Source organism: Streptomyces hypolithicus (assembly GCF_052934925.1).
Window position 1 is genome coordinate 783941 of sequence record NZ_CM128811.1, and the last position, 23172, is coordinate 807112.

Sequence of the window (23172 nt, forward strand, 5' to 3'; positions counted from 1 at the left end):
TGATGTGACAGCCCATTCGGGGCAACGGCGACTATCTGGAAATGGCGACCGCGCATACGTATGCCATCGCACAGGTTCGCAACCGCGATGCCGACCGGCTTCCGGTGGTCCTCTACCGAGGTGAGAACGCGTGACCGACGCACCGTACGACGGGACTCCGCTCCACACGCTCGCGCTGACAGCGGCTCAGCGCGGTCTCTGGTTCGCCCAGCGGATCGACGCGGAGAACCCGTCGTACAACGTGGCCGAGTACGCCGATATCCAAGGCCGCATAGCCCCCGAGCTCCTCCGGGCCGCCGTGCGCAGGGTCGCGGACGAGAGGGAAGCGCTGCGGCTGACCTTCGGCGAGCGCGACGGAGTTCCCTTTCAGCGCGTTCACGAGAGCGCGGACATCGAGGTTCCGCTGGTCGACCTGTCGCAGTACGACGACCCGCACGCCGAGGCGCTGCGGCGCATGGAGGAGTCGCTGGGCAGGCCGGCGGACATCGCCACCGGGCCGCTCGTGCGCATGACGCTCTACCGCCTGGCCGGGGAACGCCACCTGTTCCACCAGCAGGTGCACCATCTGGCGCTCGACGGATACGGCGCCGTTCTCGCCCTCGCCCGGATAGCCGAGGTCTACACCGATTCCGCGACCCCGGCCGCCGCCGGCGAGGGGCCCCGGCCGGATCCCGCCCTGGCGGCGCTGGTCGAGGAGGAGGAGACGTACCGAACCTCCGGAAAGCATCGCAAGGACGGCGAGTTCTGGGCGGACTACCTGGCCGGCGCCCCTACCCCCACCGGCCTGGCCAAGGAGCGGCGCTCCCCCGGACACGGGTCGTTGCGCGTACGCCGGGAGTTCGCGGCCCCCGACGCCGAACGGCTGCGCGCGGCGGCCAAGCGGGCCGGGGCCGGATGGCCGACGCTGTTCATGGCGGCCATGGCGGTCTATCTGCACCGCAGCCGGGGGCTCGGGGAGGTCGTACTCGGACTGCCGGTGACAGGGCGGCGCACCGCGCTGGCCCGTACGACGCCGAGCATGCTCAGCAACGTCCTGCCGATGCGGCTGCGCATATCACCGTCCGACCGGATCGCGGACGTCGCCAAGCAGGCGTCCGCCCAGGCCCGCAAGGTCCTGGCGCACCAGCGCTACCCGTCGGAGAGCCTGCGCCACGACCTCGGCCTCACCGGCACGGACGTCCCGCTGACCGGGCCTTCGGTCAACGTCCTGGCGTTCGACGACCGGCTCAGTTTCGGCCCGCACCAGGCGACCCTGCACAACCTGTCCATCGGTCCGGTGGAGGACATGGCCGTCGCCGTGCATGCCTCGTACGCCGACGGCGGGATCCATGTCGACCTGCTCGGCAACCCCGGCCTCTACACCCCGCAGGACCTGGCCGCCCATCACGAGCGTCTGTGCCGTCTGATCGAGGCCTTCGCCGACGACCCCGAACGGACGATCGGCAGCCTGCACGTCGTCGGCGACGACGAACGGCTCCACGTCCTCGGGCTGGGCGCCCCGGCCCCCACCCCCGCCGACGCCGAAGGGCAGAACCCGGCCACCCTCCCCGAGCAGCTCGCCGAACAGGCGCGGGCCACGCCTGCGGACACCGCCGTGGTCTGCGGCGACACCCGGCTCACCTTCGGGGAGCTCGACGCCCAGGTCGACACCCTCGCCCGGGTACTGGCCGCCAGGGGCGCCGGGTCCGGCACCCGGGTGGCAGTCGGTCTGCCCCGGTCCACGGACCTGGTGGTGGCGATGCTCGCGGTGATGCGGACGGGCGCCGCGTATCTGCCGCTCGACCCCTCGTACCCCGCCGACCGGCTCGCCTTCATGATCGAGGACTCGCAGCCGATCGCGCTCGTCGCGACGGCGGAGACCGCCCGAACCATGGACCCGCAGGCCACGCTCCCCCTCGTGGACCCGGCGCTGGCGGGCCTGGAACCGGTCGTGGCCGAACCGGACCGGCCCGGCATCCGGGACGCGGCCTACGTCATCTACACGTCCGGTTCCACCGGCAGGCCCAAGGGCGTCGTCGTGGAGCACCGCTCGCTCAGCAACCTCCTGGAACACCACCGGCAGGAGACCCACGCGCTGGCCGAGCGGACCCTGGGCCGCAGACTGAGGGTCGCCCTGACCGCGGCCACCTCTTTCGACGCCTCGTGGGACCCGGTGCTGTGGATGGTCGCGGGCCACGAGCTGCACATCGTCGATGACGACATCCGCCGCGACCCCGAGGCTCTGGTGGACTTCCTCGTCGAGCAGCGCATCGACGCCATCGAGACCACTCCCACGTACCTGCGCCAGATGCTCACCGCCGGGCTGCTCACCGCACCGGGGCACCGGCCCCTGGTCATAGCCCTCGGCGGGGAAGCCGTCGACGACGCGCTGTGGAACGAACTCGCCGCCCAGGCAGGCCTTCTGGTCTTCAACTTCTACGGCCCCACCGAGACCACCGTCGACGCGGTGACCACCCGGATCACGGGCGACACCCCGGTCATCGGCCGCCCGGTCGCCGGCGCCGGAGCGTACGTACTCGATCCCTCGCTGCATCCGCTGCCGCGAGGCGCGGCCGGTGAGCTGTACCTGTCCGGCGAGGGCGTGGCGCGCGGCTACTCCGGGCGTCCGGGGCTGACGTCGGAGCGGTTCCTGCCGGACCCGTTCGGGCTGCCGGGCGGCCGGATGTACCGCACGGGAGACCTCGCCCGCTGGAGCGAGAGCGGCACCCTGGAGTTCCTGGGTCGCAGCGACCGCCAGATCAAGGTGCGCGGCTACCGCGTGGAGACCGGCGAGATCGAGTCCGCGCTGCGGAGCCTGCCGGGCGTCACCGAGGCGGCGGTCGCCCTGACCGGCTCCCCGGACGAGGTGGAACGGCTCGCCGCGTACCTGGTGACCGAAGCGGCCACACCCGACGCCGACCTCGCGGACGCCGACCGTGCCCACGCCGACCGTGCCCACGCCGGCCGTGGCGACGCCGGCCGTGCCCACGCCAGCCGTACCGACGCCGACGGTGCCGACCGTACCGATGCCGATCTCGCCGACGTACGGGACGCTCTCGCCGGCCTGCTTCCCGAGCACATGGTGCCGACCGCGTGGGCGACGGTGCCGCGGCTGCCGCTCACCCCGAACGGCAAGCTCGACACCGACCGCCTGCCGCGAGCCAGGCCGGTCCCGGCCCGCGGCGGCGCACCGCGCACCCCCGACGAGGAACTGATGTGCGCGGCCTTCGCCGAATGCCTGGGCCTGCCCCGGGCCGGCCGGGACGACAACTTCTTCCTGCTGGGCGGGCACTCGCTGCTGGCGACCCGCCTGGTAAGCCGGGTACGCGGCGCCTTCGGCGTCGAAATTCCGATCAGCGCCCTCTTCGAGTCGCCGACCCCGGCCGGTCTCGTCGCCGTACTGGACACCGCCGCGACAGCGCGAGGGCCGGTCGAGGCCGTCCTGCCGCGCCCCGACCGGCTGCCCCTGTCCTTCGGGCAGCAGCGGCTGTGGCTGCTGGAGGAGCTGGGCGAAGCCGGCGCCGCCTACCATCTGCCGGTTGCTCTCAGGCTGTCGGGCCAGCTGGAGCCGGGCGCGCTCGCCGACGCACTCGCCGACCTGGTGGGGCGGCACGAAAGTCTGCGCACCCTCTTCGCCGTCGACGAGGAAGGCCCCCACCAGCGCATCCTCGCCCCGGCGTCGGCCCGCCCGGCGCTCGTGGTGATGCCGGAGGGCTGCGTACCCGTCGAGCCCGACCGCACGCCCTTCGCCCTCGGACGTGAACTGCCGCTGCGCGCACAGCTGTTCCCCGCCGGGCCGGACGAGCATGTCCTCGTACTGACGCTCCATCACATCGCGGCGGACGGCTGGTCGATGGGTCCGCTCATGCACGACCTGGCCGCCGCCTACGCGGCGCGCACCGCCGGCGAGGCTCCGCGTTGGGACGCCCTTCCCGTGCAGTACGCCGACTACGCCCTGTGGCAGCGCGACCTGCTCGGCGACCCCCGGAGCGGCGACAGCCTCGCGGGACGCCAGCTCGCCCGCTGGGCGCAGCTCCTCGAAGGGCTCCCGGAGGAGCAGACCTTCCCCACGGACCGTTCACGCCCCGCCCGGGCGTCGGGCCGCGGCGGGGCGGTGCCCGTCCGGCTCGACGCCGCCACGCACCGTGCGCTGGTCCGGCTCGCAGCAGACTGCGGCGCCAGCACGTTCATGGTGCTGCACGCGGCGCTGGCCGCCCTGATGACGCGTCTGGGCGCGGGTGACGACATCGCGATCGGCACGCCGGTGGCGGGGCGCACCGACGAGTCCCTCGCCGACATGGTGGGATTCTTCGTCAACACGCTGGTCCTCAGGGCCGACACCTCCGGCGCGCCGACCTCACGGCGTATGCCCACCAGGACATCCCGTTCGAGCGCATCGTCGAGGAGATGGCGCCGGCGCGCTCCCTCTCCCGCCATCCGCTTTTCCAGGTCATGCTCAGCCTCAACAACACTCCGGCGCCGCGCCCCGCACTCGCGGGCCTCCAGGTCAGCCACGAGGCCTCCGTCGGCCGCTCCGGGGCGAAGTTCGACCTCACCTGGGACCTGACCGAGCAACACGACAGTGAGGGGGCGCCGGCGGGCGTCGGCGGCGAGCTGGAGTTCAGCGAGGACCTCTTCGACCGCAGTACGGCCGAGCGCTTCGCCGAGCACTTCACGCGGCTGCTGCGCGCGGCGCTCGCCGACCCCGACCGCCCCACGGCCGACGGCGGCTTCCTGACGGCCGACCAGCACGACGCCGCCCTGGACTTGCTGCCGCGGGCCTCGCAGAAGCCGGTGGCCGGGTCTTCCCTCGCCCACCAGGGGACGGCCGGTGAGGGCTGGACGGTGGTGGACGTGCTCACCACGCGCGCCGCCGTCCAGCCGGGCCGTACCGCCGTGGTCGCCTCCGACGGCCGCCTCAGCTTCGGGGAACTGCTGGCCCGCAGCGAGCAACTGGCTTGCGTGCTGCGGGACTCGGGAGTCGGCAGCGGCGACCGGGTGGCGGTGGCCCTGCCTCGGACGTCGCTGCACATCGTGGCGCTGTTCGGTGTGCTGCGCGCCGGAGCGGTGTACGTACCGATCGACCCCTCGCATCCCCGTACCCGCAATCAGCTGATCCTCGACACCGCCGCGCCCCGGGTGCTGCTGACCACGGCCGAAACGCAGGACGCGCTGCCTCCGGCGGCGGCGAGTCTGCTCCTCGACGACCCGGCGGTGTGGCGCCCGGCCGGCGAACAGCCGCCCCGGACACCCCCCAGGACGCCGGGTGCCGAGGACGCCGCGTACGTGCTCTACACCTCCGGGTCAACGGGGCTTCCCAAGGGCGTCGTCGTCGAGCACCGGTCCCTGGCGAACCTCTTCTCCAGTCACCGCGAGAAGCTGATGGAGCCGGCCGAGGCCGAGAACAACGGCCTCCCGCTGCGGGTGGCGCTCACGGCGGCCATGACCTTCGACGCCTCCTGGGACCCGCTGCTGTGGATGATCGCCGGGCACGAACTGCACCTGGTGGACGACGCGACGCGCCGCGACCCCGAGGCGCTCACCGCTCTCGTGCACCGCAGCGCGATCGATGTCGTCGAGACCACGCCGTCCTTCCTCGAACAGCTCCGCACCTGTGGCCTGTTCGCCCCGGGACAACCCCGTCCGCGCGTCCTCGCGCTCGGCGGCGAAGCGGTGAACGAGTCGCTGTGGCAGGAGCTGTCGACGCTCCAGGGCATCGCGGTGTGGAACCTGTACGGGCCCACCGAGACCACCGTGGACAGCGTGATGGGACGCGTCACCGCCGGCACCCGCCCCCACCTGGGCCACCCGGTCACAGGCACCCGTGCCCGCGTACTCGACGAGCGGCTCAGCCCGGTCGCGCCGGGCGCCACGGGTGAGCTCTACCTCTCGGGCGCCGGGCTGGCCCGCGGGTACGAGAACCGCCCCGCGGCCACAGCAACCCGCTTCCTGCCCGACCCGTACGGCGTTCCGGGGACCCGGATGTACCGCACGGGCGACCTCGTGCGGCGCAGGGAGGGCCGCCTCGAATACGTGGGGCGGGCCGACGGACAGGTCAAGGTACGCGGCTTTCGCGTCGAGACCGGCGAGATCGGGACGGTGCTCACCGGGCACCCCGACGTGGCGCACTCGGCGGTCGCCGTACAGGCGGACGCGGGGGGCGGTGCGCGGCTGGTGTGCTGGGTCGTCGCGTGCGACGGGCAGGAACTGTCCACCCGCGCCCTGCGGGCGTACCTGGCCGACCGGCTTCCGGTGTACATGGTGCCGACAGCGGTCATACCGGTGGCCGCGCTGCCACTGACCGCGCACGGCAAGGTCGACTTCGCCGCGCTCCCCACGGCAGAGCACGACGCTTCCGGCGCGGGGACCGGCTCGGGGACCGATGCGGGGACCGGCGCGGGGACCGATGCGGGGACCGGCGCGGCCGACACCGATCCGCCGCGTTCCGCACCGGAGGAGATCCTGTGCGCCCTGTTCGCGGAGAGCCTCGGGCACGAACGGGTCGGCCGCAGCGACGACTTCTTCGAGCTGGGCGGGCACTCGCTGCTGGCCACCCGCCTCATCGGCCGGATCCGTTCGGCGTTCGGCGTCGAGCTCCCGGTCCGTACCCTCTTCGAGTCCACCACCCCGGCGGCGCTCGCCGAGCGGCTCGACGAAGCGGGCACGGCGCGTCCCGCGCTGCGCAGGTCCCCCAGGCCCGCCCTGCCCCCGCTCTCCCCCGCGCAGCAGCGTTTGTGGTTCCTGCACCAGCTGGACCCGGAGTCCGCCGCGTACCACATTTCCGTCGCGGTGCGGCTGGGCGGCGCGCTGGACCGTACGGCGCTGCACCGGGCGCTCGCCGACGTGGTGGCCCGGCACGAGAGCCTGCGCACCCTCGTCAAGGTCAGCGAAGGCGAACCCTTCCAGGCCGTGCTCGCCCCTGGTGACGCGCGGCCCGGCATGCCGGTGACCGCCCTGGAGGAGCCGGCCCTCGCGCAGGCCCTGCGCGACGCGAGCGGGCGGCCGTTCGACCTGGCGCAGGAGATACCGCTGCGCGCCGAGCTGTTCCGGCTCGCCGAGGACCGGCACACGCTGCTGATCACGGTGCATCACATCGCGGCCGACGGCTGGTCGATGGGGCCGCTGGCCCAGGACCTGGCCGGGGCGTACGCGGCACGGACGGCCGGACGCTCGCCCAGCTGGGCGCCGCTGCCGGTCCAGTACACGGACTACACCCTGTGGCAGCGCGGGCTGCTCGGCAGCGCAGCCGACCCGGCCTCGCTGTCCGCCGGTCAACTGGCTTACTGGACGGCGGAGATGTCCGGCGCACCGGAGGAGACACCGCTGCCGGCTGACCGGCCCCGGCCCGCGGTCTCCAGTGGCCGCGGCGGCGTGGTGACCTGCCAGGTGCCGGCGGACACGACCGCGGCCCTCGGCCGGCTGGCCAGGACGTCCGCGACCAGCACCTTCATGGTCCTGCACGCCGCGCTGGCGGCCACCTTGCACCGCGCCGGGGCAGGCGACGACATCACGATCGGCACCCCGGTGGCAGGGCGGACGGACGAGGCTCTCGAACCGCTCGTCGGCTTCTTCGTCAACACGCTCGCCCTGCGCACCAGCGTGAGCCCCGAGACGACGTTCAGGGATCTCCTTGCACGGGTACGGGACACCGACCTGGCCGCCTACGCCCACCAGGAGCTGCCGTTCGAGCGGCTCGTGGAGGCGTTGCAGCCCACGCGTTCCCTCACCCGCCACCCCCTCTTCCAGGTCATGCTCACCCTCAACAACACCCGGCCGCCCCGCCTGGACCTGCCGGGCCTGCGGGCGCGGATGGAGGGGGTCGACACCGGAGGGGCCAAGTTCGACCTGTCCTTCGGCTTCACCGAGCGGCCCGGAGCAGCGCCCGGCGAGGAAACCCTCGACGCGACCCTGGAGTTCAGCCGGGATCTCTTCGACACCGGTACGGCGCACCGGATCACGCAGTGGCTCCTGCGGCTCCTCGACCGGGCGGGCGGCGAACCCGACACCAGGATCGCCGACCTGCCGCTGATCGACGAGGTCGAGCAGACGCGGCTGCTGGCTCTCGGCCACGGAGGCGAGCCCGCAGGACCAGGCCTGTCCACCGGTCCCGCCACCGTCCTGGACCGGTTCGCCGAGACGGTCGCCGCGTCCCGCAGCGGCGACATCGCGGTCACCGCGCCCGACGGCCGGATCTCGTTCTCGGAGCTCGACGCACGCTCCGAGCGCATCGCCGCCCTGCTGCGGGAGTCCGGTGCGCACCCCGGCGACGTGGTGGCCGTCCTGCTGCCCCGGTCCGTCGACTCCATCGCCACCCTGCTCGGCGTGCTCAAGGCGGGCGCCGTCTACGCGCCGGTCGACGAGTCCCTTCCCCAGGGGCGGATCGAGGCCGTCCTGAACGACGCCGGGCCCCGGCTCGTCGTCACCGCCGACGCCACGGCCGGCCGGGTCGCGGAGGTCTGGCCCCGGCTGGTCATCGACAGCGCCGAATCGGCCCGGTTCCTGACAGCGCCGGCCACCCCAGCGCCGGCCGCCAGGCCCAGGCCGGACACGGCGGCCTACCTCATCCACACCTCGGGGTCGACCGGGCGTCCCAAGGGGGTGCTCGTCGGGCACGGCTCGCTGGCCCGGCTGCTGGATCACCACCGGCGGCAGGTCTTCGCCCCGGCGGTGCGGGCGAGCGGCAACCGGCGGCTGCGGGTCGCCCTCACCGCCGCCCTGTCCTTCGACGCCTCTCTCGACCCGGTGCTGTGGATGATCGACGGGCACCAGCTGCACGTGCTCGACGACCTGACCCGGCGCGACTGCGAAGCGCTCGTCGAAGCGGTGCGTGAACGGCGCCTCGACGTACTGGAGTCGACCCCGACCCACGTGCACCAACTGCTGGACGCCGGCCTGCTCGCGACGGGCCCGCACCGCCCGTCGGTCCTCGTTCTCGGCGGCGAAGCCGTCCCGCAGGCACTCTGGACCGCGCTGCGCGAGGTGCCCGATGTGCTGTCCTTCAACTTCTACGGTCCGACGGAAGCCACCGTCGACACCCTCGTCGCCCCGCTCGCGCGGACCGACCGCCCCGTCCTGGGTACGCCGGTCACCGGCACCCGCGCGCATCTGCTGGACGCACGGCTGCGCCCCGTGCCGGTGGGGGTGACCGGCGACCTGTACCTCGCCGGCGACAGCCTCGCGCTCGGTTACCACGGGCGGCCGGCCGAGACGGCACGCGGCTTCGTACCCGATCCGTACGGCCCGGCCGGCGCACGGATGTACCGCACCGGAGACCGCGTGCGGCGCGGCGCGGACGGCGCACTGGAATTCGCCGGACGCGCCGACAGCCAGGTCAAGGTGCGCGGCTTCCGGGTCGAGCCCGACGAGGTCGCGGCGGTACTCGAAGCCCACCCCGACGTCGTCCAGGCCGCCGTGACCGCCCACGACGGCGGCCCGGCGGGGACACAGCTCGCCGCCTATCTGGTCCTGTCCGAGGCGTCCGCCGGTCTCGCGGCGGTACGGGCCCACGCGGCCCGCAATCTGCCCGCGTACATGGTCCCCACCGGCTGGCAGCCCCTGGACCGCATCCCGCTCACCACCAGCGGCAAGCTCGACCGCAAGGCCCTGCCCGACCCGGCGCCGTCCGCCCGCGCCGACGACGGGGGCAGGGGCCCTCGCAACCCCCGCGAGGACGTGCTGTGCACCCTCTTCGCGGAGGTGCTCGGCGTCGAACAGGTCCTGATCGACGACGACTTCTTCACACTGGGCGGTCACTCCCTGCTCGCGACCCGGCTCATCGGCCGTATCCGCGCCACCCTGGGCGTCGAGGCCAGCATCCGCAGCCTCTTCGAGGCGCCGACCGTCGCCGCGCTCGCGGAACGCCTCCTCGACGCCGCGGACGACAACCCGCTGGCGACACTGCTGCCGCTGCGCACCACAGGTGACCGCCCGGCGCTGTTCTGTGTCCACCCGGCGGGCGGACTGGCCTGGGCGTACGGCGGGCTGCTGCCCCATCTGGACCCCGACCAGCCGGTGTACGGGCTCCAGACCCCCAATCTCGACGGCGCGGCCCCGTTCCCGGACAGCATGGAGGCGATGGCGGCCGTGTACGTCGGCGAGTTGCGCGCCGTGCAGCCGCACGGGCCGTACCACCTCTTCGGCTGGTCCTTCGGCGGCAACCTTGCGCAGGAAGTCGCGGTGCAGCTCCAGGAGGCCGGTGAGCAGGTCGCGCTGCTGACCATCCTCGACGCCTTCCCGCTCGCGCCGCTCGACGACCTGGACAGCGCGAGCCGCGACACCGTGTTCCGGGCACTTCTGTCTAACCTCGGGGTGGGCGAGGAAGCGCTCGAAGGTGACGGCGAGGTCGAGGCCACCGCCGTACGGGACGCCTTCCGCCGCGCCGGCAGCCCGCTCGGGTCTCTCGAACCGGCCACCATCGACACGATGGTGGACAACTTCGCCGGCCAGGCACGGCTGATGCGCAGGTACACCCCCCGCACGTTCCGGGGCCCCGTCCTGTTCTTCACCGCCGCCGAGGGCCGCCCGCGCGACGCCTTCGGACTCGAACTCTGGGCGCCGTACATCGACGGACACATCGAGAACCACGACGTGGCGTGCGCGCACGCACAGATGATGCAGCCGGCTGCGCGCGCGCAGATCGGCACGACCCTGGCCGCCGCGCTGCGCGCCGGCCACCACACCGCGCAGGGAGACCACTCATGACCAACCCATTCGACGACCCGCAGACCCAGCACCGTGTCCTCGTCAACGACGAGGGCCAGCACGCCCTGTGGCCGTCCTTCGCCGATGTCCCCGCCGGGTGGGAGGCGGCGTTCGGCCCGGCCGCCCACGCCGCCTGCCTGGAGTACGTGGAGCTGCACTGGACGGACCTCACCCCCAGGAGCGCCCGCGTCGCCATAGCGTGATCCCGGCCTGCAGACCACCGCGATCCCGGCCTGCAGACCACCGCGCGACGAAAGGCAGCGATGACGGAGCGGCAGAACAACGCGGCGATACGCGCCGAAGGGCTCACCAAGAGCTTCGGGGACAAGCAGGCCCTGGCCGGTGTGGACCTGGAGGCGGCGCCCGGCACCGTGCTGGGGGTGCTCGGCCCGAACGGGGCGGGCAAGACCACCACGGTGCGCGTGCTGTCGACCCTGCTCCGGCCGGACGGCGGGCAGGCCTGGGTGGCCGGGCACGACGTACGCAAGGACCCCGAGAGCGTACGGCGCAACCTCGGCCTGTCGGGCCAGTACGCGGCGGTCGACGAGAAACTGACCGGCCGCGAGAACCTCTACCTGGTCGCCCGCCTGTACGGCATGGGGCGGCACGCCGCCCGGCGCAGAGCGGGTCTGCTGCTCGAGAGCTTCCGGCTCGAAGACGCCGCCGACCGGCCCAGCGGCACGTACTCCGGTGGCATGCGCCGGCGCCTCGACCTCGCGGGAGCACTCGTCGCCCGCCCGCCCGTCGTCGTGCTGGACGAGCCGACCACCGGGCTCGACCCGCGCAGCCGGGCGGACACCTGGGCCTCCATCCAGGAACTGGTCGACAGCGGTACGACGGTCCTGCTCACCACCCAGTACCTGGAAGAGGCCGATCAGCTGGCCGACACCATCGTCGTCATCGAGCACGGCACCGTGGTCGCCCGGGGTTCCGCGTCCGAACTCAAGGGCCGGGTCGGGGGCGAGCGGCTGTCGCTGACCGTCGCCGACCCGTGGGCGCGGGCGGCGGCAGCCGAGATCCTCGGCGCCCTGGGTCCGCACGCGCCCGCCCTGGATTCCCGTACGGGACGCTTCACGGTCGCCACCGAACACGGCGCGCAGAGCCTCGAATACGCCCTGGGCTGCCTGCGGCTGGCGGACATCGCCGTACGGGACGTGGCACTCTCGCCGCCCACGCTCGACGACGTCTTCCTGTCCCTGACCGGCCAACCGGAGGCCTCCCGCAGAGTGGACACGTCGGGCAGACCGGCGGCCCCCGAAGAGATCGTCGGCGCGGGCGCACGGGAGGCAGGGCGATGACGTCCGTCAGGCGGCTGGCCCGCGACTCCTCCATCGTCGCCTGGCGCAACCTGCTGAATCTGCGCCGCACACCGGGCTCGGTGATCGCCGCCCTGGTGCAGCCCGTGATGTTCGTACTGCTGCTGGCGTACGTCTTCGGGGGCAGCCTCGGCGGGGCGGACTACCGGACATTCCTCATGGGCGGGATCTTCGCGCAGGCCGTCACCTTCAACTCGGCGTTCACGGCGCTGGGTCTGGCCAACGACATGGACAAGGGCATCGTGGACCGGTTCCGGTCGCTGCCCATGCCCAGGATGGCGGTACTGCTGGGACGCACGTTGTCCGACCTGCTCATGAGCACCGTGACGCTGGTCGTGACGTCCCTGTGCGGGCTCCTGGTGGGGTGGCGCATCGCCGCGTCCGTCACCGACGCGGTGCTCGCGTACCTCCTCATCCTGCTGTTCGCCTTCGCGATGTCGTGGGTCGGCGCGGCCATCGGGCTGATGGCCCGCAGTGTGGAGGTGGCGCAGAGCGCCGGCCTTCTGTGGCTCTTCCCGGTGACCTTCGTGTCGTCGGCGTTCGTCTCGACGCACACGATGCCGGGGCCGCTGCGCGCGGTGGCGGAGTGGAACCCGGTCTCGGCCACGGCGACGGCCGTACGGGACCTCTTCGGCAACCCGGCGCCCAGCGGTGTCCCGGTGAGCGACGCCTGGCCCGTCGTCCACGCCCTGCCGTACGCGCTCGCCTGCGCCTGCCTGATCACCGGCGCCTTCATGCTGCTGGCGCTGACGCGCTTTCGCCGGGTGGCCCTGGGATGAGGATTGGTACGCGTGGAAGGCGCGGGTCGGCGTGCCGTTTCGGTCCTGCCCGCGCCGGAAGGTGGAGCATGAAGCCATGACTATCAACACTCGAGCCTACGCCCACGTCCGTCTCACGGTGTCGGACATCGACCGCTCCCGCGCCTTCTACGACAAGGTCTTCGGGCTGCCGGTGGCGTTCCAACTGCCGCCGGACGCCGACGAGAAGACGCGCGAACAGTTCTCCTTCCTCTTCGGCGGCGTCATCTACCAGCTCGGTGACTCGCTGTTCGGGCTGCGCCCGGTCTCCGAGGACCGCTTCAGCGAGAACCGCACGGGCCTCGACCACGTCAGCTTCGCGGTCGGCGGCCGCGCGGACCTGGAGTCGGCGGTGAAGGTGCTCGACGAACAGGGTGTCCCGCACGAGGGCATCAAGGACATCGGCGCCGGATACATCCTGGAGTTCCGTGACCCGGACAACATCGCCCTGGAGCTCTTCGCCCCGGCGAACTGAGAGCGTGCACCCACGGAGCCCGGCGACGCGAGGACGCCGTACGGCCAAGAAGTAGCCCGCGCGCGAAGACGCCGACGGCCCCCGCTGACCAGCAAATGGTCTCCGGGGGCCGACTCGTTGAAGCAGCCCGCGCCAGCGGTCAGGCCCGCAGCTCGCCATCCTTGACGGCGGACACGAACGACGACCAGCCGTCCGCCGCGAACGCGAGCACAGGTCCGTGCGGGTTCTTGCTGTCCCGCACAGGGACGAACGCCGCGAAGTCGTCGGAGACCTCCACGCACTCGCCACCGTCCGAGTTGCTGTAGCTGCTCTTGCGCCAGGCAGCAACGAAGTCGTCGGAGACCTCGATGCACGCGCCACCGTCCGAGTTGCTGTAGGAGCTCTTGCGCCAGTTAACGGCGCTCAGGTCGAGGGATCGCAAGGTACTTCCTCCAACATGCGCAGGATGAACTTCCGTGACTCGGTCGGGGGCAAGGCCAAGTCACGTACCGCATCATAAACACGTTGCAGCCGTTCAACCGGCGTGTCTGCCTCGATGAGTTCGCCCCTGTAGGCGTTCTCGGTATAGGCCACGGTACGCCCGCCTGTCAGACGCAGGAACCAGACATCGGTGCTGTCCAGTCCGTACGGCCCCGCCTTGAACGGCAACACCTGAACCGTCACTTCGTCCCGCTCGCTCATCTCCCCCAGGTACTCCAACTGCCCCCGCCACTCTCTCAGAGGACGTTCGCATCACCTATATGTTGGTTTGAGTAGTTCTGAACCTAGACCGAAATCAGCTTGAATAGAGCTTTTGAGGAGAATGTCGCAACTGTTCGAGCATGCTCGGCCGGATGATTCGATCACTTTTAGCCTGATAGCTCCTGTCCGGTTCGAGGATGCCGTGAAGGCGGCTTTCGTCTCACTCGAACGAGCGATATCCCCGCCAAGCGCACTGTGGGTCAGTGGACTTATGACCAGCCGGCCGCAGCGCAGCGCCTACCTCAGCGACCTTACCGATGCCCGCTGGGCCCTGATGGAGCCGACGGTGACGGCATGGAGGGTCGAGCGGCAGAAGACCTCGCTCGGACTGGGGGGTCCAGTCACTGACCTGCGTGAAGTCATGAACGCGATCCTCTACGTGAACCACACGGGTATCCCCTGGCGCTACCTGCCGCACGATTTCCCGCCGCCCAGCACCGTCTTCTCCTACTTCAGCGATTGGACTGCCGACGGCACGATCGAGAACCTCGGTGTCAGGCTGCGTCGGGTGGTCCGTGAGCAGGTGGGACGCACGGCCGAGCCGACCGCCTGCGTCATCGACGCCCAGAGCGTCAAGACCGCCCACACCGTGCCCAGCAGCACGCAGGGCATCGATGCCGGGAAGAAGATCGTGGGCCGCAAGCGGAGCATCGTTGTCGACACGATCGGCTTGCTGCTGCTGGTCACAGTGACCGCGGCCAGCATTTCGGACAACGACGCCGGCAAGCAGTTGCTCACCCGAATCGCCCTCGACCACCCCGCGATCACCAAGGCCTGGGTCGACACCGGCTACAAGACCCAGGCCATCGAACACGGAGCCGCCCTCGGCATCGACGTCGACGTCGTCCCGAGGAACACCCAGGTCAAGGGCTTCTCCGTGGTCCCGAGACGCTGGGTGGTGGAGCGAACTTTCGGTTGGATCATGATGCACCGCCGACTGGCACGGGACTACGAGACCAAACCCGCACACTCCGAGAGCATGATCCGCCTCGCAATGATCTCCAACCTCCTGAAGCGGGCAACCGGCGAAAGCACCATAACCTGGCAAAATCCATGAAATATCGCTCAAGTAACCAGAACATCCTCTCACATCTAGCGCGTGCTGGGACGCTCGATCTCGAGCGTCCCAGCACGCGCTATGCGCTTACTCGTCGCTGTGCAGGCGCCATTGCTCAGGCTGCAGTGCGCCGTTGGCGACTTTCCAGAGTCTGCGCGGCTTTTCGGCGGTCTGCGTTCAGGACATCAATCGCTGTTCCGGCACCTAGACCCGGAGTGGCCCGCCACGTGCGGATTGACCCGGATGCCTTCATCAGCCGAGGGTCATTGGCCCTGACCGCGATGTAGAACAGAGACTCGTCTGGGACACGGTCGTCGCCGCCCCATCGGATGACTCCGTTGAGCTCGGCGAGGATGTCGCGGATGACCACGACTTGGTGGGGGAAGAAATTGCCCTGCGCACCTGCCGGGTAGAAACCTGGTCGGATCTGCACCGCAGTGCCGGAAGCCTGGTTGGACTCCGGGCGGCTCTTGCCCACCTGGTCCGGTGCGCGCCAGCCGATGACATCGCCTTCGCGAAGCTCGTCGATCTCGTAGTGGAAGCGCTGGATCACGTGACCGAGGGCTTCTTCGGGTCCGCCGAGACGCACCTGGACTCCTGCGAGCGGAACTCCGGGAACGGGACGGGTGAAGATGGAGCCGTCCTGGTCGGCGGCCTTCTCGATCTCCCAACCGTTGGCCGAACGTGCGTCGGCCAGGACACGCTTGTTACGTGCCTTGGCTCGCGCGACTGCCCTGCGAACCGCTTTTGAGAAGGGGTCCTGATCGGCAGCATGAGCAGGAGTGACCAGGAACTGCGAGCCAGGCAGGGATACCGTCGCCGCAGCCGCGGCAATGAACGCCGCCCGGGTCAAGATGGTGCGGCGTGACACGGGTGACGTGGTCACAGCTTCTTCTCCTTGTGTTTTTGGTCGCGGGTGTGGTGTGCGGATTCCATGGCCGCGATGACGGCTAGCGTGACGGCCACGATGGCGAGCCCCGTCATGACAGGGGCGACATAGCCGGGGACAGCCGCGTCGTAGGAGCCGCCTCCAGTGAGATGGCACTGCAGTGAAGGCGGCACGTAGGAAACGCTGTAGCGGTCCACAGAGCCGAACTGCGCGGGGGTGGCGGCGCTCTGGCAAGCCTCTGCCGTACCAGTCTCGTCCAGAAACAGGTGCACCGAGCCCCACGCGTACATGGCTGCGCCCGCCGCGGCGCTTAGTGCGGCGGCCCCCCGGGCGACTCCGGCCACGCCGGGCGGACGCCGATCGCCATCCAGGGTGCTGAAGCCATAGCCGGCGAGCCCGAAAGCGAGCAGGGCGCTGACGAGGATGCAGATGGCCAGAGGTACTATTGCCGGGTACTGCGACGCTGTCGACATGGCACTCATCCTGCGAGCTGCCTCATGATGCTGTTGTACTTCTCGAAGATCTGGTAGATCGCCATACGCTTGCTGGCAGCGGCCTCGGCCTGGTCGCCCCATCCCTGATAGCGCCGCAGAACCTGGAAGACCTCCCGCTCGGTGTAGTTCAAGCGCATGGAGCGCAGAGTGGTCTCCCCGCCGGGGGGATTCCCCCCTCCCGGCTTGCCGTCAACTCCCCAAAGATGGATGAGCGGCACCGTACGCATGCTGAAGGCGTTGTCCTTGTTGACTTTTTGCCACATTGTCCAGATATCGGCGTCCCTGGTGGGGCTGAGAATGGCCCCTGTGACAAGCCCCTTGTTGATGCAGTGATTCCAGGCCAGGATTCCCACTCCGCCGCTGATCTGCGCAATCCCGGTCGAGGAATCCTTCTTTGCCCCGATGCCCTGCAGGTGGTATTGAGCCACAGCGTGGTCGACACTCTGGTCGATAAGGTCGTAGTGGCGCATCTCCCAGTACGCGGATGTCTGGATCAACGCTTTGCGCATGGCGTACTTGTTCGACAGCTGAGTCGTCTGCTCGTCGTTGTTCATGATGGTGTCGAAGCACTCAGCGTGCGTGAACAGCCGTGCATCCGCTCCGGTGCCGCCATTATCAGCGAAGCCGATGGATCGCATGTACTTGCCGAGATCGTCGCGGAGAGGGGAGAGGTAGCTGGCGTCGTATCTGGCGTCGGGGCCAGCGGCGCGGGGGGTGTTGAAGGACGCCTGCCCCTTGTCCCGGCCGGACGCGATGTTGACGTCGATGTTGATGGAACCGTCACCGGTTCCGATCGTCCGCGTGACGATCTGGTCGTAAGCCCAGTCTGCGGGCAGCGCGTAACCGAAGTTCCCGGAGAAGCCGGAGGACATATCGGAGACGAACGAGGCCGTGGAGTGGCCGACTTCACCCACGCGCGTGCACACGTTGCGCGGCCCGTAGACCCCGATCTCGAAGCGGCCACCGTCATCGGTGAGCGCTGCCTTTATGCCCTGGAAGTGCGGCAGCACGTTCTGGGTGACCTGATAGTCGAGAGCGTCGAAGTCGACGGCAAAGAAGATCCGGGTTCCTGGCTTGAAGCCGTGGTCGATTGCTGCGTTCACGGCTGCCTGCCCGGCGGCGCGCCCTGCAGGATAGTTGAAACCTGAAGCGTCACGGCCGAAGGTCTGGTAGATCGGGTAGCAGCGTAGCCCGTTGTCGGCGATAGTCTTCAACTCGCCAGGCTGAATCTCCTTCTCCGGCAAGTCCTTATCGTCAGGAATCGGGTTGGTGAGGTACCGACCCACGTAGGTGATGCCCTCGACCTTCAGCGCCTTGGCCCGAGCATCAGTGATCTTCGTGACTCCGTCGCAGGCCTGCCCCTTCCGGTCCTGGTCGCCGTAGGAGACAAGCAGCGAAGCCCAGGTGGAGAAGTCCCCCTGGCCCGTGGCCGGCAGCATCGCGAATGCCTGGAAACTGCTGGTGGCAGTGGCGAGAGCAGCGGAGAAGCTACTGGTGAACGAGACTGGCCGGTGGTTGAGCACCATCCCCGCGGAGAACAGCTGTACCCATACCCCGGTAGACCCTGTTCCTACCTTGTGCTCTCGCAGCCCGGCCTTCGTCCCTGGGCCGAACAGACCGTTCGCGGCGCCGTCAGCCATGCCCAGCTCGTACTGGGTTGCAAAAAGCATTGACTTGGCCACGTCCCGGGAGTGATGCCCGTCGCAGGGGATCGCGTAAAAGTCCTTCCGGAGGATGTACTTGCCGTTGAGCCACTGCTGAATGGAGCGGATACCCTCCGAGCCGCCGCTGACGGTGACGTAGGCGTCCATATTGAAGAGGCCCTTCGCCGTCTTGGGCCACAAAGCGCTGCCCGGATAGGTAGTCCCCACCCCCATGTTCTGGTGCAGCTCCGCGACGGCGGCCTTGACTCGGTCACTGTACTTGCCATCAATGTCGCCGCCGTCGTAGCCCTTGCAGTACAGGGCCGACTGGATGATTCGACAGAAGTTGGCTGAGGGGATGGTTGTCCCATCCAGTTTGCCGTACTTCTCCGCAATCTTCGCCATCGTGGCCGAGCCGAAGGAGTCAGACAGACTGGTGATGCCCATCTCGTACTGGAGTGCTCGAGTGAGGGCATACATGACGGGCCAGCCGGTTTGGCCATTTTCTTCGAGCTTGGATGTACCGAGTGCGGCGCCGTTGCTGTAAGTAGTGTTGATGAAACGTTGTGCTTGACGCACTTTCTCGTCAGCCATGGAATTCCTTTCACAGAGACAGAGCGGGATCTGGGCGCATGTGCCCAAGTTGGTGGTCTCAGCGACGAAGCGCTTCAACTGGTGTGATCTGGGCCGCACGCCAGGCCAGGTTGGGCCCTGCGAGGAAGCCGGCGATCGAGTCAGCCAAGGGGGCCGCCAGTACGGTGACGGTTCCAGGACGGCGATCCGGTCGTGCGCAAGGACTTGGCAAGCGCAGCGACGATGCCAATCGCAGTACCGACGAGCCGCCGAGGCTGTGTAACACATGTAATTGAATTGGGAGTTGAATGGCGATTGGCCGTGGTCAGGCCGGTGTCCACAGTGGTTGGGAAGGGGATGGCCTCGGCGGCTGTGCTTTCGGAGACTGTCCGAACCGGGACAGTTGCGCCGTCCATCCACGCGAAAGTGATGCGGTACGGGTGTGACTCATCCGCGCAACCGCCACAAGCCGCAGGGCTGACAGAGCCCCAACCTGAACCCTCCCCCATCTGCGCGGCTCATGCATTAAATCATCAAGGCGGAAGATTTCAAGTCCAGTGAGACGGCCGTGACGCTATGAGGTCTGTGGTGCCGGTTGTCTGCGCTTGGCCGGGTCGTTGATCCAGGCCGTTTGGGGTATCTGGGGTGGTCGGGGGCGGCGGCCAAAGCGTTCGGGGTGTCGGGCGTATGCCTCGGCGAGGGTGACCGCGCGCTGATCGCGGACCTCCTCGGCGGTGCCGAAGTGCACGGAGGCGGGGGTGTGCCAGCCGATGCCGGAGTGCCGGTGCTCATGGTTGTAATACGCGATGAACGCGTCGAACCACTCGCGGGCATGGGCCAGCGAATCGAAGCGGTCGGGGTAGTCCGCCATGTACTTCGTGGTCTTGAAGTGGGCTTCGCTGTAGGGGTTGTCGTTGGAGACCTTCGGCCTCGAGTGCGACCGTGTGACGCCCAGATCGATCAGCAGTTGGGAGACTTTCTTGGAGGTCATCGAGGTGCCGCGGTCGGCGTGCACGGTCTCGGGCACGATCCCGTTGTGTGCGATGGTCTCGCGGATCAACTCCTCGGCCCGCTCCGCCGATTCGGCTCGCTCGACGGTGTGGCCGACGATGTACCGGCTGAAGATGTCGATGATCACGTAGGCGTGATACCAGACGCCCTTGACCGGTCCGGCCGCCTTGGTGATGTCCCAGGTGAACACCTGAGACGGGCCGGTGGCGACCAGCTCGGGCACCGCCTTTGCCGGGTGGGTGGCCTGGCGGCGGCGCTCGCCGGTCTGCCCCTTTTCGCGCAGGATCCGGTACATCGTTGAAACCGAGCAGTGGTAGCGCCCGGCATCCAGCTCGCGGGCCCAGATCTGCGCGGGCGCAAGCTCGGCGTACTCGTCGCTGTTCATCAACTCCAGTACCGCAGCCCGCTCTTCGACTGCCAGAGCCGAGGGCTGGACCTGCGGCGAGCGGGGCCTGCGCGGTGGTGGGGGCCGCAGCCGGCGGTAGTGGGTGGCCCTCGATCGGCCGGTCAGCCGGCACGCCGCCGTGATGCCCAACTCTGCCTCGACGCCGCTGAATGCGTCGTCGGCCACCGGGTCGGCGTCAGACTTCAGTCCGCGCTCTCGGAGATCATTTCCAAGAGCGCGGAAGCTTTTCCCATGACTTCCAGCGCGGCCTTGTTCCGGGCCAGTTCCTTCTCCAGCCGTTCCACCTGGCGGCGCAGTTTCTCGTTCTCCGCCTCGGCGGCCGGCTTCTTCGGCCGGGCCGGGCTGGTGCGCTTGTCGACCAGCTTCTCCAGGGCCCCGGCGTCCCGCGCGGCCCGCCACTCGGTGACGTGTGAGTGGTACAGGCGCTCGCGGCGCAGGACCGCACCCTTCTCGTTCTTGGGCGCGGCGTCGTACTCGGCCACGATCCGCAGCTTGTACTCGGGGCTGAAGGAGCGGCGCTTCGGCCTGGGGGCCGGATCGGATCCGGCGGGGTTGGTGCTGGTCATGAAGGGGGGTTCTCCTGTCGGTGCCCTCTAAGGCTAACCCGTCGAAGCGGGACGTCTCACCCAAGGCTGACAGAGAGGGGCCGGCCATCCAAGGACGTCTTGGGCACGAGTCCATCACCACCACCGTGGACCGGTACGGCCACCTCCTGGACGCGCTGGACGACGAGGTCATGGCCGCCATCGAGTGGGCCATGGACCCGACTGCGCCGCTCCCCGGGGTTCTTCTGCACACAGCCCTGGCGGAGGCGAGAGTCCCGAATGTTCCGCACCAGCAGCCCCATTCATCGCAAAATCAACACGAGGGCGCGGAGAACACAGCGCGAGCCGGTACGGATCACGGCTCTACGACTGACGTCTTCGCCACGCTGGCCAGCCGCGATGTGCCGTTCGCCGAGTGTCGGTAGAGCCAAGAAGTCGTCTCTTGGTAAGAGACGACGATCCTGACAACTAGGAAGCCATGTGAGCTGACGGTTGAACCTAGGGCACAGCATGAGCAGCGAAACGGTGATTAGGACAGGGGTTCCGATGGCGTGGTCAGGTCGGTACCGCACAGATCGGCGAGCTGTCCTACTGCGACCGCCAGTGGCTGGTGCAGAGCGGAGAGTTCGGCACGGAGCTCGGCCGCCCGGTCCCAGTGCTGCTCGTGTTCGACGGCACTGAGATTTGGCGGTCCCCTCTCTGTCAGCCTTGGGTGAGACGTCCCGCTTCGACGGGTTAGCCTTAGAGGGCACCGACAGGAGAACCCCCCTTCATGACCAGCACCAACCCCGCCGGATCCGATCCGGCCCCCAGGCCGAAGCGCCGCTCCTTCAGCCCCGAGTACAAGCTGCGGATCGTGGCCGAGTACGACGCCGCGCCCAAGAACGAGAAGGGTGCGGTCCTGCGCCGCGAGCGCCTGTACCACTCACACGTCACCGAGTGGCGGGCCGCGCGGGACGCCGGGGCCCTGGAGAAGCTGGTCGACAAGCGCACCAGCCCGGCCCGGCCGAAGAAGCCGGCCGCCGAGGCGGAGAACGAGAAACTGCGCCGCCAGGTGGAACGGCTGGAGAAGGAACTGGCCCGGAACAAGGCCGCGCTGGAAGTCATGGGAAAAGCTTCCGCGCTCTTGGAAATGATCTCCGAGAGCGCGGACTGAAGTCTGACGCCGACCCGGTGGCCGACGACGCATTCAGCGGCGTCGAGGCAGAGTTGGGCATCACGGCGGCGTGCCGGCTGACCGGCCGATCGAGGGCCACCCACTACCGCCGGCTGCGGCCCCCACCACCGCGCAGGCCCCGCTCGCCGCAGGTCCAGCCCTCGGCTCTGGCAGTCGAAGAGCGGGCTGCGGTACTGGAGTTGATGAACAGCGACGAGTACGCCGAGCTTGCGCCCGCGCAGATCTGGGCCCGCGAGCTGGATGCCGGGCGCTACCACTGCTCGGTTTCAACGATGTACCGGATCCTGCGCGAAAAGGGGCAGACCGGCGAGCGCCGCCGCCAGGCCACCCACCCGGCAAAGGCGGTGCCCGAGCTGGTCGCCACCGGCCCGTCTCAGGTGTTCACCTGGGACATCACCAAGGCGGCCGGACCGGTCAAGGGCGTCTGGTATCACGCCTACGTGATCATCGACATCTTCAGCCGGTACATCGTCGGCCACACCGTCGAGCGAGCCGAATCGGCGGAGCGGGCCGAGGAGTTGATCCGCGAGACCATCGCACACAACGGGATCGTGCCCGAGACCGTGCACGCCGACCGCGGCACCTCGATGACCTCCAAGAAAGTCTCCCAACTGCTGATCGATCTGGGCGTCACACGGTCGCACTCGAGGCCGAAGGTCTCCAACGACAACCCCTACAGCGAAGCCCACTTCAAGACCACGAAGTACATGGCGGACTACCCCGACCGCTTCGATTCGCTGGCCCATGCCCGCGAGTGGTTCGACGCGTTCATCGCGTATTACAACCATGAGCACCGGCACTCCGGCATCGGCTGGCACACCCCCGCCTCCGTGCACTTCGGCACCGCCGAGGAGGTCCGCGATCAGCGCGCGGTCACCCTCGCCGAGGCATACGCCCGACACCCCGAACGCTTTGGCCGCCGCCCCCGACCACCCCAGATACCCCAAACGGCCTGGATCAACGACCCGGCCAAGCGCAGACAACCGGCACCACAGACCTCATAGCGTCACGGCCGTCTCACTGGACTTGAAATCTTCCGGTCGGGCGGTCTCGTGTTCCTGGAGGGCAGGGTGCCACGTTGTGAGGAAGGGACGCAGGTGCTCGTTGAGGAGTGTGGTGGCGATGCGCGGGAAGGTAGGGGTGGGGGTGTCATCTAGGGCCACACGGTGGAGCATCGTGCGGGTGAAGGCGAACAGGGAGTGTAGTGAGGTGAGAGCGTCGCGGAGTGAGCCTTGGCCGGGGGCGAGCTGTTGGTAGCCGACGCGGGTGATCAGTTCCACCTGGAGGTTGAAGGCAGCGGTGCGTTCGCCCGGCGCGAGGCATAACGCAGGCTTGCGCGGATGAGATGAACCCGTCAAGAAACAACAT

Annotated in this window: 14 protein-coding genes and 2 pseudogenes; 8 read left to right on the forward strand and 8 right to left on the reverse strand. The window is 69.3% G+C overall.

The features are described from left to right. Nucleotides 1–130: 130 nt before the first annotated feature. The 5 genes and pseudogenes from ACU6WZ_RS03815 (at nucleotide 131) to ACU6WZ_RS03835 (ending at nucleotide 13268) form a co-directional block, all read left to right on the forward strand. Nucleotides 131–10680, forward strand: a pseudogene (locus tag ACU6WZ_RS03815) (amino acid adenylation domain-containing protein). After that, the gene (locus ACU6WZ_RS03820; RefSeq protein WP_447031712.1) at nucleotides 10677–10883 is read left to right on the forward strand and encodes an MbtH family protein; all 207 of its coding nucleotides are present in this window, start codon (nucleotides 10677–10679) and stop codon (nucleotides 10881–10883) included. Before ACU6WZ_RS03815 ends, ACU6WZ_RS03820 begins: the two are co-directional and overlap by 4 nt. Nucleotides 10884–10943: 60 nt before the next feature. Further along, a complete protein-coding gene (locus ACU6WZ_RS03825; RefSeq protein ID WP_447031713.1) occupies nucleotides 10944–11978 on the forward strand; it encodes an efflux ABC transporter ATPase subunit, DrrA-related in 1035 nt (344 codons plus the stop codon). Next, nucleotides 11975–12775: an ABC transporter permease gene (locus tag ACU6WZ_RS03830; RefSeq protein ID WP_447031714.1), complete on the forward strand. Its 801-nt coding sequence runs from the start codon at nucleotides 11975–11977 to the stop codon at nucleotides 12773–12775. Before ACU6WZ_RS03825 ends, ACU6WZ_RS03830 begins: the two co-directional genes overlap by 4 nt. A gap of 76 nt (nucleotides 12776–12851) precedes the next feature. After that, nucleotides 12852–13268: a VOC family protein gene (locus ACU6WZ_RS03835; protein WP_447031715.1), complete on the forward strand. Its 417-nt coding sequence runs from the start codon at nucleotides 12852–12854 to the stop codon at nucleotides 13266–13268. Nucleotides 13269–13407: 139 nt separating this feature from the next. On the opposite strand, the gene ACU6WZ_RS03840 is transcribed toward ACU6WZ_RS03835, so the two are convergent. Together ACU6WZ_RS03840 and ACU6WZ_RS03845 are read right to left on the reverse strand one after the other, a co-directional pair. Then, entirely contained in the window at nucleotides 13408–13689 is a 282-nt protein-coding gene (locus ACU6WZ_RS03840) for a DUF397 domain-containing protein (protein WP_447031716.1), read from the reverse strand. Then, a pseudogene (locus tag ACU6WZ_RS03845) lies at nucleotides 13671–13991 on the reverse strand (Scr1 family TA system antitoxin-like transcriptional regulator); the annotation flags it as partial. The gene ACU6WZ_RS03840 and the pseudogene ACU6WZ_RS03845, both read right to left, overlap by 19 nt. Nucleotides 13992–14220: 229 nt before the next feature. On the opposite strand from ACU6WZ_RS03845, the gene ACU6WZ_RS03850 reads away from it, so the two are divergent. After that, on the forward strand, nucleotides 14221–15066 hold the full coding sequence (locus ACU6WZ_RS03850) for an IS5 family transposase (RefSeq protein ID WP_447033842.1): 846 nt from the start codon (nucleotides 14221–14223) through the stop codon (nucleotides 15064–15066). Between the two features lie 115 nt (nucleotides 15067–15181). Here the strand turns inward: ACU6WZ_RS03850 and ACU6WZ_RS03855 are convergent, their stop codons facing one another. From ACU6WZ_RS03855 to ACU6WZ_RS03875, 5 genes are all read right to left on the reverse strand, one after another. Continuing rightward, nucleotides 15182–15952 carry a hypothetical protein gene (locus ACU6WZ_RS03855; protein ID WP_447031717.1) on the reverse strand — a complete coding sequence of 257 codons (771 nt, stop codon included), beginning with the start codon at nucleotides 15950–15952 and terminating at the stop codon, nucleotides 15182–15184. Then, complete coding sequence (locus ACU6WZ_RS03860; RefSeq protein ID WP_447031718.1) at nucleotides 15949–16428, reverse strand: hypothetical protein; 480 nt, start codon at nucleotides 16426–16428, stop codon at nucleotides 15949–15951. Before ACU6WZ_RS03860 ends, ACU6WZ_RS03855 begins: the two co-directional genes overlap by 4 nt. Nucleotides 16429–16433: 5 nt before the next feature. After that, a complete protein-coding gene (locus tag ACU6WZ_RS03865; protein ID WP_447031719.1) occupies nucleotides 16434–18686 on the reverse strand; it encodes a glycoside hydrolase domain-containing protein in 2253 nt (750 codons plus the stop codon). Between the two features lie 553 nt (nucleotides 18687–19239). Next, nucleotides 19240–20247 (reverse strand): IS3 family transposase, encoded by a 1008-nt coding sequence (locus ACU6WZ_RS03870; protein ID WP_447031631.1) that lies wholly within the window; start codon nucleotides 20245–20247, stop codon nucleotides 19240–19242. Nucleotides 20248–20264: 17 nt separating this feature from the next. Then, complete coding sequence (locus ACU6WZ_RS03875) at nucleotides 20265–20648, reverse strand: transposase (protein ID WP_447028573.1); 384 nt, start codon at nucleotides 20646–20648, stop codon at nucleotides 20265–20267. 751 nt (nucleotides 20649–21399) lie between these two features. Between ACU6WZ_RS03875 and ACU6WZ_RS03880 the strand changes: the two genes are divergently transcribed. Further along, complete coding sequence (locus tag ACU6WZ_RS03880) at nucleotides 21400–21783, forward strand: transposase (RefSeq protein ID WP_447028573.1); 384 nt, start codon at nucleotides 21400–21402, stop codon at nucleotides 21781–21783. Between the two features lie 17 nt (nucleotides 21784–21800). After that, entirely contained in the window at nucleotides 21801–22808 is a 1008-nt protein-coding gene (locus tag ACU6WZ_RS03885) for an IS3 family transposase (RefSeq protein ID WP_447031631.1), read from the forward strand. Here the strand turns inward: ACU6WZ_RS03885 and ACU6WZ_RS03890 are convergent. Further along, a complete protein-coding gene (locus ACU6WZ_RS03890) occupies nucleotides 22803–23162 on the reverse strand; it encodes a hypothetical protein (protein WP_447031720.1) in 360 nt (119 codons plus the stop codon). The genes ACU6WZ_RS03885 and ACU6WZ_RS03890 overlap by 6 nt on opposite strands. Nucleotides 23163–23172 lie beyond the last annotated feature (10 nt).